The organism is Jannaschia seosinensis, from assembly GCF_001408515.1.
Lineage (GTDB): Bacteria > Pseudomonadota > Alphaproteobacteria > Rhodobacterales > Rhodobacteraceae > Jannaschia > Jannaschia seosinensis.
On record NZ_CYPR01000187.1, the window covers coordinates 1 to 16,768 of the forward strand.

At 63.8% G+C, this 16,768-nt stretch carries 14 protein-coding genes; 5 read left to right on the forward strand and 9 right to left on the reverse strand.

Features of this window, described 5'->3' with window-relative positions; genetic code table 11:
- Positions 1–311: transposase (locus JSE7799_RS14025; RefSeq protein WP_186201951.1), on the forward strand; the 311-nt coding region annotated here is incomplete at its 5' end.
- Between the two features lie 413 nt (positions 312–724).
- On the opposite strand, the gene JSE7799_RS14030 is transcribed toward JSE7799_RS14025, so the two are convergent.
- The 4 genes from JSE7799_RS14030 to JSE7799_RS14045 form a co-directional block, all read right to left on the reverse strand.
- Entirely contained in the window at positions 725–2,068 is a 1,344-nt protein-coding gene (locus JSE7799_RS14030) for an HlyD family type I secretion periplasmic adaptor subunit (protein WP_055664174.1), read from the reverse strand.
- Complete coding sequence (locus JSE7799_RS14035; RefSeq protein ID WP_245624899.1) at positions 2,065–4,206, reverse strand: type I secretion system permease/ATPase; 2,142 nt, start codon at positions 4,204–4,206, stop codon at positions 2,065–2,067. The genes JSE7799_RS14030 and JSE7799_RS14035 overlap by 4 nt, the downstream gene beginning before the upstream one ends.
- Positions 4,207–4,221: 15 nt before the next feature.
- Entirely contained in the window at positions 4,222–6,333 is a 2,112-nt protein-coding gene (locus tag JSE7799_RS14040; RefSeq protein WP_055664175.1) for a hypothetical protein, read from the reverse strand.
- A 99-nt stretch (positions 6,334–6,432) separates the two neighbouring features.
- The gene (locus JSE7799_RS14045) at positions 6,433–8,619 is read right to left on the reverse strand and encodes a beta strand repeat-containing protein (protein WP_144431723.1); all 2,187 of its coding nucleotides are present in this window, start codon (positions 8,617–8,619) and stop codon (positions 6,433–6,435) included.
- A gap of 51 nt (positions 8,620–8,670) precedes the next feature.
- On the opposite strand from JSE7799_RS14045, the gene JSE7799_RS21120 reads away from it, so the two are divergent.
- From JSE7799_RS21120 to JSE7799_RS14055, 3 genes are all read left to right on the forward strand, one after another.
- Positions 8,671–9,036, forward strand: a complete 366-nt coding sequence (locus JSE7799_RS21120) for a hypothetical protein (RefSeq protein ID WP_186201952.1) — start codon at positions 8,671–8,673, stop codon at positions 9,034–9,036.
- 551 nt (positions 9,037–9,587) lie between these two features.
- Complete coding sequence (locus tag JSE7799_RS14050) at positions 9,588–10,259, forward strand: response regulator transcription factor (protein WP_055664177.1); 672 nt, start codon at positions 9,588–9,590, stop codon at positions 10,257–10,259.
- Complete coding sequence (locus tag JSE7799_RS14055; protein WP_055664178.1) at positions 10,246–10,746, forward strand: hypothetical protein; 501 nt, start codon at positions 10,246–10,248, stop codon at positions 10,744–10,746. Before JSE7799_RS14050 ends, JSE7799_RS14055 begins: the two co-directional genes overlap by 14 nt.
- Before the next feature lie 233 nt (positions 10,747–10,979).
- On the opposite strand, the gene JSE7799_RS14060 is transcribed toward JSE7799_RS14055, so the two are convergent.
- The 5 genes from JSE7799_RS14060 to alr all read right to left on the reverse strand — a co-directional run bounded on the left by JSE7799_RS14060 (position 10,980) and on the right by alr (position 16,285).
- A complete protein-coding gene (locus JSE7799_RS14060; RefSeq protein ID WP_055664179.1) occupies positions 10,980–12,164 on the reverse strand; it encodes an amidohydrolase in 1,185 nt (394 codons plus the stop codon).
- Positions 12,161–13,447, reverse strand: a complete 1,287-nt coding sequence (locus JSE7799_RS14065) for a TRAP transporter large permease (protein WP_055664180.1) — start codon at positions 13,445–13,447, stop codon at positions 12,161–12,163. The genes JSE7799_RS14060 and JSE7799_RS14065 overlap by 4 nt, the downstream gene beginning before the upstream one ends.
- Positions 13,444–14,022 (reverse strand): TRAP transporter small permease, encoded by a 579-nt coding sequence (locus tag JSE7799_RS14070; protein ID WP_083480603.1) that lies wholly within the window; start codon positions 14,020–14,022, stop codon positions 13,444–13,446. The genes JSE7799_RS14065 and JSE7799_RS14070 overlap by 4 nt, the downstream gene beginning before the upstream one ends.
- Positions 14,023–14,089: 67 nt before the next feature.
- Positions 14,090–15,094: a TRAP transporter substrate-binding protein DctP gene (dctP, locus tag JSE7799_RS14075; RefSeq protein ID WP_055664181.1), complete on the reverse strand. Its 1,005-nt coding sequence runs from the start codon at positions 15,092–15,094 to the stop codon at positions 14,090–14,092.
- A gap of 54 nt (positions 15,095–15,148) precedes the next feature.
- Complete coding sequence (alr, locus tag JSE7799_RS14080; protein ID WP_083480604.1) at positions 15,149–16,285, reverse strand: alanine racemase; 1,137 nt, start codon at positions 16,283–16,285, stop codon at positions 15,149–15,151.
- A gap of 161 nt (positions 16,286–16,446) precedes the next feature.
- On the opposite strand from alr, the gene JSE7799_RS14085 reads away from it, so the two are divergent.
- Positions 16,447–16,768 (forward strand): transposase (locus JSE7799_RS14085; protein ID WP_186201953.1); only part of this gene is annotated, 322 nt, incomplete at its 3' end.

A 16,768-nucleotide genomic window follows, 5' to 3' on the forward strand; every position in this document is an offset into this window, starting at 1 on the left:
ACCACATCAAGGCGTGGAAGGCCCACCTCGCAGCAGACCGGACGTCGTGCTCGAAAGCCAACGCCAATCAGATGCGTCTGATGCTGCACGGCTGCGCCTACTGGGTCTGGTGGAAGCTTCGCGCGGCTTGCCCGAAGCGCTCACCGTGGCGCCGCGCCCAGTTCGACACGCTGCGGCTGCATCTCGTCAAGCTGGCCGCCACCATCGTCGAAAAGAAGACCCGGATCATCGTGACCCTGCCGGCATCGTGTCCCCGAAAGGGACTTCTCCTCCTTCTCTTCGACGCCCTCGCCCCACCGAAAACAGCCTGACGCATGCGCCCCGACAAACCCAGAAACATCAACCCGTATCGCCCAAGACCCAAGTCACCGGCCGGCATGCCAACCGGACGCAAACACCGGGTGCGCGCAAGAAAACCGAGACCGGGGAAACCATCCCACGGAGCACAAGTCCGCAGCTTCATGAATTATGCGGGCTAATACTCATGAACCATGTCCTCGCGCCAACGACCCTCATCATGTCCAGATGAAACCGCGCCATGCGAAGGAAAAACTCACAAAGGAAAACGCGCGCCGGCGCACATCCCAGATCGCAACGCGTCCCGTGGTATAACTCATCTCTCCTGCGGGCACGCCTGAACCGGCCTGAATGCAGGTTCGGCTTCAAATCCCGGTGACTGGCCGCCGCGTATGATCGCATCTCAGACACCTTGGCACCCAGCCGGTCACTGCTCACGGAATGCGCGGGAAAAACTGTCGGTGATCGGCTTCGTCAGGTAATTGGCGAAGCTACGTTCGCGGATCTGGATCATAACCTCGACCGGCATGCCCGGCGTGGCGATGAGCCCAGGCACGCGGTCGAGTTCCGTCTGCGGGATCGAGACGCGGGCGATGTAGACCTCCTGCATGGACCCCGCCACCTCTTCGCGCAGCGCATCGGCGGAGATGTAGATGACCTCGCCCATCAGGACCGGCGTCGTCCGCCGGTTCAGCGCGCTCAGGCGCACCGTCGCTTCCTGTCCCATGGCGACGCTGTCGATTTCGGTGCGTGCGATCTGGGTCTCGATGATCAGGGGCGCGTCGGTGGGCAGGATCTCGATCACCGGCTTGCCCGGCTCGATCACGCCGCCAACTGTATGGTAATGCAGCCGGACGACCGTGCCCGAGACGGGAGATTTCAGGATCGACCGGTCGAGGATGCCGCGCGCGCGGCGCGCCTGCTCGCGGACGCTCTCGAGATCGGCTTCGATCGGGCCGAGTTCGTCCAGCGCGGTTTCTCGGTAAGCCTGCCGGGCCCGGGCGATCTCGTCCTCGTGCTTGAAGATCATCTGCTGGGTCTCGTCCACTTCGGCACGAAGGCGGGCGAGCTGGCCCTCGGCCTCGGCCTGCAGGCGACGCAGCGTGTTGACCTCGGGCCTCCGGATCAGGCCGCTCTCGAGCAATTCGAGCTTCGTGGTCAGTTCCTCCTGCAGGATTTCGCTGCGGCTCTCGAGGGCGACAAGCTGGGCGGAGTACCCGCCCTCCCGGATCCGAAGCGCCTCGACGTTCCGCTCCAGCATCCCGATATCTCCCATCAGCGACTTGCGCGTGATGTCGAATGTCAGCGTCTGGCTGTCGAGGATCGACGCGACCTCTGTATCCGCGTGTCCCATCTCAAGCAGTTGTACCGGGAAAAGGAGCCTGTCGTCCTCGTTGTACTCCGCCCGCAACCGCTCTGCCGTCGCCCGGAGGCGCGCTTCGCGCAGGGCCAGTTCCCGCTCGGTCGCGCCGGCCGACGTCTCGTCGAGGCTGAGCAGGCGCGCGCCCTCGCGGATCCGCATGCCTTCGGCGACGAAGATTTCGTCGATGATTCCGCCCTCCAGATGCTGCACGACCTTGTTGCGTCCCGTTGCGACGAAACTGCCCGGCGCGATCACCGCCGATGCGAGCGGCGCGGTGAAGGCCCAGTAGCCGAAGCCGCCGAACGCGAGAACCATGAGCGACAGGCCTGTAATGGCATGACGCCGGATCGAACGCGGGACCTCCGCGAACCAGTCGGCGGAGGGATCATAGGCAGCAATATCGGTCATGTCGGGCCTCCGGCCTTTGGCGCGGGCGGCGGCGCGGTGGGCTTCCCGCCCCCGTCGATCTTCGCCATCACCTGTTCGCGGGCGCCGAACAACCCGACGCGCCCGTCGGTGAGCAGCATGATCTTGTCGACGACGTTCAGAAGCGCGGGCTTCTGCGTGATGACCACGACGGTGATGCCGCTCTCCTTGGCTTGCGTGATCGCCCGCGCCAAGGCCTTGTCGCCGGCCACGTCGAGGTTCGAATTGGGCTCGTCCAGGATGACGAGGCGGGGATTGCCGAAGAAGGCGCGCGCCAGCGCGATCCGCTGCTTCTGCCCCCCCGAAAGCGGCGTACCGTCGGCGGCCACCATCGTCTCATAACCGTGCGGCAGCGACGCGATCATGTTGTGAACGTCGGCCAGCACCGCGGCCGCGTGTATCTGCGCATCGGTCGCGTCGCTTCGCATCCGGCCGATATTGTCCTTGATGGAGCCAGGGAACAGCTGCACATCCTGCGGCAGGTAACCGATGTTTTCGCCCAGCTGGCGCGGGTCCCAATTGCGCAGGTCCATCAGATCCAGCCGGACACTGCCCGAAGTGGGCAGGATCGACCCGACCAGCATCTTGCCGAGCGTCGTCTTGCCCGCGCCGGAATTGCCGATCACCGCCAGCGTCTGCCCGGGGTCCAGCGTGAAGGATATCCCGTTGAGGACGACCTGCTTCGTTCCGCCGGGCACGTAAAGCAGCCTTTCGACATCGAGGCGCCCCTCGGGGTTCGGCAGGCGAAGCTTCTCGAACTGGTTCTCGGTGGCGAGCATGAGGCTGCGGATGCGACCGAGCGCGCCTCTCGTGAGGATGAAGGAGTTCCATCCCTCGATCGATCCTTCGATGGGCGAGAAGGCCCGGCCGGCGATGATCGACGCCGCAATCACCATGCCGCCGGTCAGGTCGCCGTCGATGGCGAGCCAGGCACCGAGGCCGAGGATCCCGACCTGCGTCAGAAGCCTGACCGCGCGCGAAATCGCGCCGAAGGCGACGTTGCGGTCCTGCGCGCGCACCTGCGCGGTGAGCGAGGCGGCCGTGTCGCGCCCCCAGATGCGCACGGCTTCCGGCACCATCGCCATCGCGTTGATGACCTGGCTGTTGCGGGACATCGAGTCGAGGTGCTGGTTGGCCTTCGCCTGCGCCATGTTCGCCTCGCCGAAGGGGGCCGCCGTCGCGCGTTGGTTGGCCAGCGCGATGACGGTCAGCACGAGCGCCGTCACGATCACCACCATGCCCAGCATGGGATGGATCAGAAAGATAGCGAGAATGAAGAGCGGGGCGAAGGGCACGTCGAGAAACGCCAGAAGCGTGGGCGAGACCAGAAAGCCCCGTACCGTCTGCAGGTCGCCGAGCGTCTGATATTCCCGTCCGGTACCGTGCAACGAAGCATGCGCCGCCGCACTCAGGATCGGAGCGCCGAGCCGCGTGGCATAGAGCACCGCCGTCCGCATCAGGATCAAACGGCGGATCGCGTCGAAGATCGACTGAAAGATCACCGCGCCCGCGATGATGATCGTCAGCATGACCAACGTGTCGACCGATCGGCTGGTCAGGACCCGATCGCTGATCTGGAACAGGTAGATCGGGATCGCCAGCACGAGGACGTTCGTCGCCGCCGTCAGCAGATAGACCACGATCATGTTGCGCCGGACCGCCGCCATGGCCGAACGGAGCATCCGCTCATGACGCTCCGGCTCTCTCCGGCGGTGGAACGGGTCCCTCGGGTCACCGGGCCCGCCAGAACCGGGTTCACGCTTGGCAGGCTCCTTCTGATTGTCGGCCTTGCGGTCGGGCACGTCCCGCACGGGCGCGTTGCCGGGCGGCGAGCTTTCGGTGCGACGTGCTTCCGGTCCCGTCGGCGCGCGCTCCGTGACAGGCGCCTCTACCCGCTCGTCCGCCTTCTGGCGTTGCGGAGGTGCTTTCGTCGTGTCGCCCTCCGGCTTCGCGGCACCGGCCTTTGGCGTTTTCGGCGCGGGCCGCTCCGGGTTCGCCATTCCCTTGTGGATTAAGTAGCCGCCCGGCCCGGGCAGGATGAGCGGCTCCTCTTTAGGCGTGGGCGTTTCGACTGCGTCGCTTTTGGTCCAGCGGTCGGTTGTCCGGTTCGGTGCATTCATCGGAACTGCCCTTGCTCAGGTCACGAGGTTGTTCATCAGGTCATAGGCATCGGCGGCGGCCCCCTGCGCGGATCCGGCGAAGACGTCGCCCAGACCGTCCGCGTCCCCCGCGCCGATATCGTCCATGAGAAAAGCGACCGCTTCGCTGACGAGTTCGGAACTTGCATCCGGATCCGAATCGTTCTCCTCGATCAGTCTGGCTTGGTGGATGAGGAGGTCCGAATATCCCTCTCCCCTCGTCATGACTGTCGAATCCACACCATGCACATCGACCGACGCGGCATTGAGCAGCGCGTTGCTGCCCGCGAACACTTCAAGACCGGCCGGCGCGGGGCCATCCACCCGGATGTGATCGCGGTCCGAGGCGTGGACGATCTGCTCGATGACGTTCGCCTGGATCAGGTCGCCGTCAATCTTCAGGATGCGCGCATGTTCCAGCCCCGCCAGCAGCGGGTCGCTCATCAGCTTTTCACGAAGCGCCTCCATGTCGCCCTGACGACCGGCGAAAATGTTGGCCAGTCCCTCGGAGAGTTCCGCCCGGACATCGACCCCGCTCTGCGTCAGCTTGACCTCGTTCATCAGCAGGTTGCCTTCGGCGGCGGTGACCTCGGGCGCACCGTCATCGGGCATCTCGTCCGGCGCGGGGCGATCCTCCGGCCCATCCGTTACGAGATCCGGCGGGATGCCGCGGACACCCTCCCCTTGCGTCTCCTCCCCCGGCGTCGCAGTCCCGGCGAGCGTCGGCTTTTGCAACAACGGTTCGGACGCGCCGGGGGAGAGGTCGATCCGGTCATCGTCCTGCAGGACAAGCGTCTGGTGAATCGTGTTCAGGCTGACGAAATCCCCGCCGACCAGGATCAGGTCGTAAGCCGTGCCGATCGCGTTCAGCGTCATCGCGTTCTGGACCTCGTTGCCGCCGAGGATAAAGGCGCTGTTCGCTGCGGTGATGGTCATGCCGAACTGGTCGTTGTCGGTCATCTCGATGACCTGCGTGACGTGGTTCACGGTGAGCAGGTCGCCGGTCAGATGGCTGATCGAGATCGATACGGGCCCTGTTGTCGCGCCGACGTCCCGATCTTCCTGCCACGGCGCAAGCCGGGCCTCCTCCGAGACCAAGACGCTTTGCAGAACCGTGTTCGATCCCGCGTCGGACGCGCGCGCACCCATGTCGCGGTCGCTGAGCATGGCAACCTGACTGACGACATCGAGATCGATCCAGTCCCCGCCGACCACAATTGCCGGAGCATCGATCCAGGAGATCGTCAGATGCGCCTCGTTGCTCAGCAGGTTGCCGCCGGCGACGATGCTGTGCCCTTCCGGGCCCGGCTCGTCGAAGGTGTGCAGGCCTTTGATGGCCCAATCCGGTATGATCGGTTCGGCGTCGGCCTCCTGCCGCTCCTGCGCATCCTGGTGATATTGCGGCAGGGAATCCTGCCATTCAGGCAGATGCGCGACGGCCGCTCCGTTCACGATCGACCCGTGGCCGCCCTCCATGTTGACGGCGGCAAGCGCGCCGAGGGGCGTCTCCCCGAACGCCTGCAGTTCGCGCATCGCGGCCAAGGTCGAGGCGCCGTCGGGAATGCTGCCCGACGCGAAGAATGACGGCACGTGGAGCACGGCCGCAACGGCGGCAACGTCCTGCAGGTCGGCGGCATGGGCTGCTGCATCACGGAACGCGCCGTCCCCGATAACGTCGTCGTCCCGAAGGCGGATCGTCTGGACCGTCATCGTGTAGAAGGATCCCAGCGGGGTGGTCAGCGCGATCATCTGCTGGGAAGACTGAAGCGTGGTGTTGAGCGCCGCCTGCTCCGGCGACGCGCGCGGCTCATCGGGCGGCAGCGTGTCGTGGGCGGCGGGTAGAGGGATCGAGAAGAGAGGCGGCGGCGCGTCGGGCAGCGGAGGCAGGATGCTGTCCGGAAGTGGCATGTGGATTGGTTTGACCGGTGGTGCGGGCGGGTCCAGCTCGGCTTCGGACGCAACGGCAAGAGCTTCGATCTGGTCGAGGAGAAATCCTTCCCTGAACGCCTTGAATGCTTCGTAGCCCTCCCGCATCCGGACTTCGTCAACTTCCGTCTCAAACAGGCCGATGAAATGCGCGATGGTTTCGGTTGTGCGGTCGACGCCCATTGGCACCCCCCGGATCACTTGTTGAGGACGGCGCGGCGGACCGTGTCATCCGGCATGATGCGACGGGCCCGAGGGCCCGCCGCGTTGTCGTCGGATCGATCAGCTGTCGGAGTCGTCGCCGACGTAGGAAGAGCTCATCGAGCCGCCGACCATCGTCATGTCCACGGAGTTTCCGAGGACGTTGGCACCCATGACGATGTCCTGGTTGAAGGCAGATGTGTCGACCACGGCCGCCGAGGATGCGTAGGACTCGCCCGTGACGAACCCGTCGTCACCATTGTTCGAGCCCCACATCCCGGCATCGCCGCCGGCACCGCCAGCGCCGGAATAGGCGCCGCCGCCGTCACCGCCGGCGACCGCGCCGCCGGTGGCTTCGCCGCCCGTGGAGGTGCCCTCGGCATAGCCGCTGGTCCCGCCCATGGCGTCGGTCATGCCGCCGGCACCGCCGGCACCGCCTTCGCTGGCATTGGCGACCTCACCGTAGCCGGTCGAAGTCGCGCCGACCTCGCCCTGGGCCCCGCCGCCATAGCCGGCGATCGCCTCGGCCATGGTGTCGGCGCTTCCGTCCGTGTCGGACTGCGAGAACACTTCGGACATGCCGCCGTCACCCGACGAGCTTGCCGTTTCGGCATTGCCGGTGCCGTCACCGGACGAGGTCGCATCCTGCGCGTTGGTCCCGCCGGCTCCGCCCGCACCATTCGTGTCCGAGGTGCTGTCGGCCGATCCGTCATTGGCACCGTTGGCACTGTTGGCGCCGCCGGCCCCACCGGTTCCGGTAGCATCGGCCGTCATGTCCGATGCAGCGTCAACCGCACCGTCGGCGGCATTCGAGCCTCCCGCACCGCCGTTGCCGTTGGTGGCCGATTCCGTATCGGAGGAGCCGTCCGCCGCGCCTTCGGCCGCGCTGCCGCCGCCGTCGCCGCTACCGGATGCCGCGTCGGTGGCATTATCGGCCGTCGGTGTGACCGCCCCGGTCGCCTGGTTCACGGACGGATCGCCGCTCGCCTGGTTTCCGTTCCCCTGCGCGTCCTGCGCCGAGTTGGTCGTGCCGCCGGTGCCGTCGCCGCCGCTGGGGTCACCACCCTCGGACGAGTTGTTGCCGCCGGTCGAGGCATCGGCGGAGTCGTCGCCGTCCGAGCCTTCACCGTCCAGCTCCTCGAACAGAGCGGCAATGGCTGCGTCGACAAGGCCGGAGAAACCTCCGTCACCGTCGCCACCTTCACCGTCCGCACTCGCGCCGCTGCCGTTATCGACCGTCGCGTCGGCCTCATTGCCACCGCTCGTGACGTCGCCGCTGTCGGGCGAAGCATTGCCGAGGGCACCGTTCACGCCGACGCCGACCGTATCGGAATCGCCGCTTTCGCCACCGGTGGAGGCACTGTCGGCATTGGCGTCGGTGTCGCTGTCGTTGTCGCTTTCGGTGTCGTTGTCACCACCTTCCGCGCCGTCGGCAGAGGCATTGCTCGACCCGTCGACATCAGCGTCCGCCTCGCTCGAGCCGTCGCCGTCGCCGCCGTCACCGCTTTCAGAGTCGACATCGCTTTGCGCATCCGTCGCCGTGTTGTTTGCGCTGTCGCTGTCGTTGTTGCCGCCATCCGCACCGGCTCCGGCTTCGGTCCCGCTCAGGCCAAGGCCCAAGCCGAGGCCGATCGCACCGGAATCGCCCGAAGCGCCGCCCTCGCCGCTATTATCGGCCTCGCTCGTGGCGTCGGCGGTATTGTCGGTCTGCTGGTCGCTGTTGCCACCCTCACCACCGGTCGTCGCGCCGTCTGACATTGCGTCGGACGAACCCGTCGCGTCGCCGCCGGTCTCGGACCTACCGCCGTTTCCGGCGTCACCGCCATCGGCGTCGGCCCCGGCATCGCCGGTCATTCCGCCCCAGGCATGGGACATTCCGCCGTCGGCGTTGGCGCCGTCGCCCTCACCACCGCTGCTCATCCCGCCGTCACCGGTTCTGCCGCCCGCGGCGCCGGCCGAGATGCCGTCTCCTGCGTTCGCGGTTCCGCCGTTTGCGCTGCCGTTCTGGGTGAAGGGCGCGTCGTTCGACAGGCTGACGTTTTCGAGATTATCATTATCGTTCAGCGTGGCATCAAGGAAGTTCAACGAAGCTATGTCGTTGCCTTCGCCCGCAAGCGCGCCGTCGAGGCTGATGTCGTCGCCCGGGCTATACTCCATGTTGTTGCCGGCCGAGACGACGTCGTTGATCTCGGCGTCGTCTGACAGATCCAGATCGACAAAGTCATCGTCCCGCGGGATCCATTCGCCTTCGCCGAAGTCGATGTTCACCGCATTCGAATTGTCGTTGTCGCTGTTACCGGACCCGTCGACGGACTGCGCTTGGTCCTGATCCTGGCCTTGGCCTTGATCCTGGCCTTGCCCCTGATCCTGACCTTGGCCCTGCTCTTGGTCCTGGCCTTGATCCTGTCCCTGGCCCTGATCCTGATCCTGGGAGGTATCGACATCCGTCTCCTGCGCTTGATCCTGCTCCTGCGCATTGAGATCGGCTTCGATCTCGGCTTCCTCGACGGAGATGTTCGTGTCGAAGTCCGCATCGATCGTGTCGACGTTTACTTCTTCGAAGTCGGCGACGTTAACGTTTTGTCTGTCTCTAGCCATTGCAGTATTCCTTGGCTCATGGACCCCTGGACCGCAATTCATCTAACAAGCGGTATTCAGCAGGTCATGGTTTCAAACATGCAGTGAGCGACGCTATTTGCATTGCCCCCGCTTACGATCGCGGCGCCGGAACCGATTTCACGTCGACAAAGCGACAAATCAAAATCTGTCTTTGCCCGGTCGGATTTCATTTCCAGCCGCAACTTGATCGTGCGCTTTGAAAACATGTCTGCCAATTGAACAGACTGCCTAAACCTTACGCGGTATATGAAACGCTCCTGGTCAGCTGATTGGGAGATTTCATCCGGCTCAGCGCCTGAATCATGTCACTCGTCACCGGCAAAATGACTTGGTTCTAGTTATTTTGGGTAGGTAGTATTAGCCCGAGGCCACGACCTCGTAACCTTCTATAAAGCATGACATTTTCAAAGAAAGTTAACGCAGCGTTAACCAATCATTGAGTGCATTGATACCTTGGTGTAGGGTCCGAGTACCTGCCATCCGGCAATTATCTGCCACTTCCGGGCTGTCTGCGACCGGTAAGCACTCATTTGGGGGGCAACTCTTTGGAACACTCAGATTCTCTTGATTGTGCCGTTCAGAGGTACGTGCCCATTGGAATTGTTGCGATCGGAGGGATGTTCTCCCTGACACCTCAGGTTGCGGAACTTCTTGAAAAAGAACTGAACATCCGCTGCATGCGGTTTCCCACACTTGAAGCGGCCGATGAGGCTGATCAGGATCTTTCGGATCTGGAACTGGTGCTGGTCGACGAGCGGATGGCTGCGGATCTTCTCAACCGACCCGAAGCCTACAAAGCCCTCAATCCTGCCGCGACGATCGCCCTCTCCTATCGACGCCCCGAAATCGTGCGAACGTTCTTTCGTGCGGTCGGATTTCCTTGGCAGGAGCAGATCGGCTACCTGTGCGTCGGGGCGTCGATTGAGGTGCTCGTATCCTCCGTCAAGATGCTGCTTCACGGAGAGGTCTTTCTCCCGAAATGCCTTCTGGAAAATTTATGCGGCGAGGCCGAAGCCTCGGCCGCAATTGATCCGCCACCCCATGGGAAGGATTCAGCCTGCGTGGCGGAAGCTCGACTGGCGAGTCTGACGCTGCGCGAACGCGAGGTCCTGGAGCTCCTCGCCGAGGGTAACAGCAACAAGATGATTGCCCGCGCTCTCGGCATTGCCGAAAACACCGTGAAACTGCACGTTCATAATTTGACCGGAAAGTTCGGCGTCACCAACCGAACGGCGGCCGCCAGAATTTTCCTTCACGCCAAACGTGCCATTGCAGATGCTCGCGGCTGAGCAACAAAAGCTTTTCGACCGATTCCTGCTGCTGACGGGGCGCCTGAACTATTCCTGGACGAATACTGAGAGTTTGCTGATCCACGTGATTGCGGGGCTCGTCGGCACGGACAAGGAAACCGCGACCGTCATCTTTCTGTCCCTGAACACGACCCGCGCCCGCATCGACCTGACCGAACGTCTGGCAAAGATGGATGGGCGGAGTCCCTGCCAGCGGGACGGGATACTTGATTGTACCCGGGCAATGGGACAATTCTCGGCGATCCGGAACCGCTTCAACCACTGCATCTATTCATTCGACGCCGAAAGAGGCAGCCCCCAGACCATCCTCATGCGGATCGCGGACAGGAAACATGACATCCGAATGGGACGAAACGATCCGATCGATCTGCAGGAACTTGAGCGCATTGCGCAGATCAACCGCGATCTTGCCGAGCTAAATCGGAAGATCTGGCGCCTAATCGAACGGGAGAGGTTTCCGGTATAGTGTTGCGTACGGAGCGGAGGCTAACCTGATCTGTTTGCCAGCTAGAAGCGGCAACGAGGAACTGCTGGTTGATCGGCCACATGAGCGCCAAGTTCAATGGTCTCGCCCTACGGCGGCGAACGGAACGACGAGCGCGAGATCGACCGCGGGCGGCACTGTGCCCCGACCGGCAGCGTAGGGCGGTGACGTTCTATCGCCCCGCGCCTCGCCCCGAGAAACCAGCAGACGTCAGATCATAGCTTGCTTCTTTGGCGGATTCCCGGGGGGGAGCTCAGCGCACGTTCAATCGCTGCCAAGAACAGCTGCGCACCCGGGGCGATCAGCATGTCGGGAAAATCGTAGGCGTGGTCGTGCAGCGCAGGGTGGTTCTCTCCTGATCCGAAGAACAGCATGGCCGATGGACCGAGTGCGGCGAAGGCGCCGAAATCTTCGGAGGGGCGCCATGGCTGCCCCGCCGGTCCGTGCGGGATGTTTGCTTCATCCAAAGCGGCACGCAAGGTCGCGACGGCGTCAGGATGGTTTTCCGTCGCATTGAACACGTCGTCGTAAGCAACCTCCAGCGCGAGGCCATGGGAGTGGGCCGTCTGCTGCGCCATCTCCTCGGCCCGAGCACAGAGCCGCGCCATCGCGTCGTCGCGCAGGGTGCGCAGGGTGGTCCAGATCTCGGCCTCGCCCGGAGCGACGCCAAAAGCCGGCGCGCCCATGCGGCAATGGGTGACGGTGGCCATTGCGAACTCCGGATCCTCCAGAGGCAAGCCGGCATTCAGCGTGTCCAGCGCTCCGAGCAGACGACTCAGCGCAGTGCGCGGCGACAGGCCAGTCTCGGGCTGCGAGGCATGTGCCGTGCGTCCTTGCAGCGTCAGCCGCATCCCACGGGACGCGCACGCTATGGGCCCCTCGGCCAGCGCCGCATATCCTAGTGGTAGGCCCGGCAGATTGTGGAGGGCGAAAATCCGCGTAGGGCGCAGGTTTCCAATGCGGGGATCGCGCAACATCGCGCGTGCGCCCGCGCCGGTTTCCTCTGCCGGCTGGAACAGGAGAGCGACCGATCCGCGCCTCGGGCGCGCCCGCGCCAGCACCCGCGCGACGCAAAACAGGATCGCCATATGTCCGTCATGACCGCACAGATGCCCCTGCCCGGCCACCTCCGACGCATGAGCTACGCCACTGCGCTCGATGATGGGCAGCGCATCCAGTTCGGCGCGCAGAACCACCAGCGGTCCAGTCTCCGCCCCCTCGAAGAACGCAAGCAGACCATGCCCTCCAATCCCGGTCTCGACCCGGTCGGCGCCCAAGCACGTCATTTCGGCAGCAATGCGCGCCGCGGTATTTACCTCCACGCCCGACAATTCGGGAGTGCGGTGCAGCAAGCGTCGCAGTTCGCGGGCCGCATTCAGGTCGGCATCCGTGGGTATCATCCGAAAACGAGGTCCGGGAGCCACAGGGCCACCTGCGGCACAAATGTCGTCAGCATCAGTGTCGGCAGCCAAGCGAAGGCGATCAGGATGAACGTCGGTTTCAGCATCTCGGTCACTGGCGTATCGGTCACCCGCGCACCGAGGTAAAGCAGCGGTGCGGTCGGCGGAGTGATATTGGCCATCCCCAGATTGACGCCCAGAACCGCGGCAAAATGCACCGGATCCATCCCGACCGACTGCACGATCGGCAATAGCAGCGGGGCCGATAACAGCAGCCCCGAAATGTCATCCATCAGCATGCCCATCAGAATCATCACGACATTCACCATCAGCAGGATCACGATCGGATTGTCCGAGATCGCATAGACAAGCTCTTCGGCCATGCCCGGGATGTCCTCGAACACGAGGAAGCGGCTGACGATAACTACCATGAAGACCATCAGCATGACGACGCCGATGGTGACGCCGGCATATCGCAGCGTGGGCCAGAAATTATCGATGGTAAGGCCTTTATAGACGAAAAAGCCAACCGGGATGGCATAGACGACGGCCACGCCGGCGGCTTCGGTCGGAGTCATGATACCGCCATAGATGCCGCCGAGAATAATGACCGGCATCAGCAGCGCCGGCAGCGCATAGCCGCCGCGCTGGATCAGTTCGCGCGAGAAGTTCTGCCCCAGCGGCGCCACCTTCAGATCGGCGTTGCGCATAAGAAAGCGATTCACCACGCATAGCAGCGCGATCAGGATCAGGCCCGGCACCACCGTCGACAGAAAACACCGCAGCACCGATTGCTGCGCCACCCAAGCATACAGGATCTGGGAAGATGACGGCGGGATCAGCAATCCGAGCGGGCAGGCGCTGACGATCAGCGCCGCGGCGGGGCCGCGCGGGTAATTCGCATCCTTCAGATGCGGCATCATGACGGAGCCGATACAGGTGAGCGTGGCCGCCGCCGAACCGGAGATCGACCCGAAGATTCCCGAGGCGATCACAGCCCCGCCGCTGAGCCCGCCGCGGATGTGGCCCACCAGTAATTCGGCGACCGAGACCAGCGGCGCGGCGATACGGCCGCGCTCCATGATCGCGCCGGCGAGTATGAACAGCGGGATCGCCAGTAGCACCACCGAATTCATCTTCCGGTGGCCGGTGGGAAGAAAGCCCGTCACGTCGTGTCCGCCGAAAAAGCCGATGAACACCAGCACGCCGCCAAAGGCCATCGGCACGCTGACCCCGATGACCAGCAGCGTGCAGATGATGACCAGAGCGCCAATGATGATCATCGCATGACCCCCCTGGGATTGAAGTTGAGGGGATCGTCGCCCGCCTCCGGGCCGAATGCCTGCAGCGGCAGGCGCAGGAAGACCCACAGGCGCAGCGCGCTGTAGAAACCCATCAGCGAGAAGCCGAAGAAGATCGCCGCGCGCGGCACAAGAAACGGGATTCGCATCGCGATCGTCGTCTGCCAGCGCGGATAATCTCCGATCTCCTCAATCATCATCAGCACCGCCCAGTAAACCAGCGCCAGTGTCACCAGAAGTTCGATCACGGTGATGGTGATCGCCCGGAAGCGCCGCTTGACCGGATCCTGGATGGTGAAGTTCAGCAGGTCCGCGTTGACGTGGTTGCCTTCCCAAGTACCGATGCCGGCTGCGAGGAAATACAGCCAGAAGCAGATGATCAGCAGCCATTCCTCGTAGGCGAACAGGTCGGACGCGAACCCGTACCGTACGATGACGACCATGAAGAAGGTCACCGCCATCATGATGCAGGCGAAGCACACGTAGATCGTCTGGATCCGCAACAGGATCCGTACGGTCCGGGCCAGGCCGGGCGGCAGGTGGTCGGTGGTTCGCATGCTCTGCCCTCCGCAGTCCTGCGCGGCGGCCGCTATCCATGCGCGGCCGCCATTCGGATCATCAGGATCAGTTGGTCGCCGAGGTCGGCATCAGGCGGTCCATGACGTCCTGCCCGACGATATCGGCAATGTTGGGCCACACCTCTGCGCGCACCTCGGCGGCAAGGGCCGCGCGCTCCTCGTCGGTGATCTCGAGTACGGTGTAGCCTGCCTCGGCCAGGCGATCGAGATAGCTGGCCTCGTTCTCCTTGGCGAAGGTGAAGTACTTCTGCGCGGCATTGTCGAATGCGGTCTGCACGACCTCACGCTGCTTCTCGTTCATCTCTTCCCACGTGTCGGCCGAGGCGTAATAGGTCGTGTTCTCAACCACCGCGCCGTAGGGAATGAACACCTCCCCTACATCCGAGGTTGCGAAGGCGGTATAAGCCAGCTGGGCGGTGCAGCAGATCGCGCCGTCGACCGTGCCCGACTGCATGGCGGCGAAGACCTCGCCCCAGCTCATCGTGGTGGCATTGAAGCCCATCGTCTCGACCGTGTCCTTGATGATCTGGCTCGACCAGACGCGGATGTTCATCCCCTTGTCGCCAAGGGATGTGGGATTGTCGGGCTCTCCTTCGGCCACGACACCGATGAACCCCTCGGGCGCGTTGGCCAGAAGCTTGAGGCCCAGATTGTCCAGCCGCTCGGCGAAGATTTCATTAAAGGTGCTGTCGGGGTTCAGATAGGTCGCCTCCATCTCGTCGAAGGACGACACCAGATAGGGCAGCGAGTTGATCTCCAGAACCGGGTCGCGCTGTGCGTAGATCACCGAATGGACGAGGTCGACGTTGCCGCGCGCGGCATCCTCGAACAACTCCTCACCCGAGCCGAGCTGGCCCGCCGGAAACAGCTTGACCGACAGACCGACATCGGCAGCCTCGATCTCCTCGACAATCTCTTCAAGGATCTGGTTGCCGAAATGCTCGACCGGCACGACACCCGCCAGCCGCAGGTCCATCTCTTGTGCGAACGTCGCGCCGGCGCTCAGGGCCAGCACCGCGGTTGCGGCGGTCAGGTTGGTCAGATGTGTCATCGTACTCTCCTTGTTGAGGTGGTTGTGAAAGCGCCCGTTTGGCGGGTCTTGTCGTTAGGTTTTGGGGCCTTGATCATATGGATAGACCCGCCGGTTGGAGCGCCCCCAGTCGCAGTAGAGGTCGGCCATGATCGTGCCGGTCGCGGCCTCGGTCATGGCGCGGGTGATTCGAGCGGCGCCGTCTGTTCCGAACAACGTCACCGTATCGCCTGCCTGAGCGTCCGGAATGTCGGTCACATCGAGGGTCAGCGCATTCATCGAAATCTTGCCGATCAGCGGTACGATTTGCCCCCGGACAGCCACCTGCGCACGGTTGGCCATCGTGCGGCGAACACCGTTGGCATAACCGATCGAGACGTTGGCCACACGGGTCTCGCGGGTCAGCCGCGCAACACGGTCATATCCCACCGTCGCCCCCTCGGGCAGGCGGTTGATGCTGGTGATGCGGGCGCGCAGGGACATCACGTTGCCGAATTCACTGCGCGGCCCGACGATTCCCCAGAGCGCAGCGCCGTCGCGCACCATGTCGAACTTAATTTCGGCGGCGGCCATCAGGCCCAGCGAGCTGGCCGCATGAACCAGCAATGCGTCGCGCGATAGCTTGCCCATGTGCAGGCACCACGCCACGTCGGCCTCGAAGCGGGCGCGCCCCGCTGCCAATTCATCTTCGCTGTTGATCGGAAAATGCGTCGCCAAGCCGACGACCTGCAGCCCCGGCAGCGTGAGGATCTCTCGAGCCTCGGCGCGGCCATATTCCGTCGACAACTCCAAGCCGTCGCGCCCCATGCCCCCCGCATTGATCGGCAGATGAACCGGCCGGGGATCCGCAGGGTCGGCCAACGCGCGCGCCGCCGTCGCACCAGTAACCAGTTCCTCCACTCCCAAACCGCACACCTGCCGCGCCTCTTCAGGCGCCGCACCGCGTAGCCGCATGATGCGACCCGCAAAACCGGCCCGCCGCAGCGCGAAGACGTCCGCGTTATCGGTTATCGCCGCAAAATCGACGCCCTCATCGGCCAGCACCGGCGCCACGCGGTCAATTCCATGCCCGTAGGCATCGGCCTTCAACACAGCGCAATACCGACTGCCCTCGGGCAGACGCCTGAAAATTGTCGCTAAGTTATTACGCATCCTGTCGAGGTCGATCTCGACCCAGGCATCGGCAATTGGCTGTGAAGAGTTGACCTGCATCGCTCAAGTCACCGCCGGCTTCGCCAAAAGGCGGCGACGTTGCGAACCACTTAGCCCGGATAATTCACGAGAAGGCGGCGGAGGTTGCGTAACCGTCTGAAACTCTGTATTTTTTGGTTATCGACGCCAAAGATTCAGATTTCAGCAGGACGACCTCCGCCATGACCCAGTCTACGTGCTCCACGCCCCGCCTGTCACCCCTCAATGGCAAGCCGATCCTGCTCGGGTTTGACGGCGCCGACATGAGCTCCGACGCCGGACTGACCCTGCTGCGCGAGATCGAGCGCAGGGCGGGTCTGGCGCAGCGGCTCGCAGATTGCCTGCGCGATCCGCGTGACCCGGCGAAAGTTCAGCATAGCCTGTGCGACATCATTCGGTTCCGGATCATGATGATCGCGGCGGGGTATGAAGACGGCAACGACGCGGCAGCCCTGCGGTACGATCCCAGCTTCAGGATCGCGCTGGAGCGTGGCCCGGAAACAG

Excerpts from the sequence above, each read along its gene's own strand:
- JSE7799_RS14060 (WP_055664179.1), bottom strand. The coding sequence starts at position 12,164 with ATGATACCCACGGATGCCGACCTGAATGCGGCCCGCGAACTGCGACGC.
- JSE7799_RS14055 (WP_055664178.1), top strand. The coding sequence starts at position 10,246 with ATGCTCGCGGCTGAGCAACAAAAGCTTTTCGACCGATTCCTGCTGCTG.
- JSE7799_RS14070 (WP_083480603.1), bottom strand. The coding sequence starts at position 14,022 with ATGCGAACCACCGACCACCTGCCGCCCGGCCTGGCCCGGACCGTACGG.
- JSE7799_RS14035 (WP_245624899.1), bottom strand. The coding sequence starts at position 4,206 with ATGAATGCACCGAACCGGACAACCGACCGCTGGACCAAAAGCGACGCA.
- JSE7799_RS14040 (WP_055664175.1), bottom strand. The coding sequence starts at position 6,333 with ATGGGCGTCGACCGCACAACCGAAACCATCGCGCATTTCATCGGCCTG.
- dctP (WP_055664181.1), bottom strand. The coding sequence starts at position 15,094 with ATGACACATCTGACCAACCTGACCGCCGCAACCGCGGTGCTGGCCCTG.
- JSE7799_RS14065 (WP_055664180.1), bottom strand. The coding sequence starts at position 13,447 with ATGATCATCATTGGCGCTCTGGTCATCATCTGCACGCTGCTGGTCATC.
- JSE7799_RS14050 (WP_055664177.1), top strand. The coding sequence starts at position 9,588 with ATGTTCTCCCTGACACCTCAGGTTGCGGAACTTCTTGAAAAAGAACTG.
- alr (WP_083480604.1), bottom strand. The coding sequence starts at position 16,285 with ATGCAGGTCAACTCTTCACAGCCAATTGCCGATGCCTGGGTCGAGATC.
- JSE7799_RS14030 (WP_055664174.1), bottom strand. The coding sequence starts at position 2,068 with ATGACCGATATTGCTGCCTATGATCCCTCCGCCGACTGGTTCGCGGAG.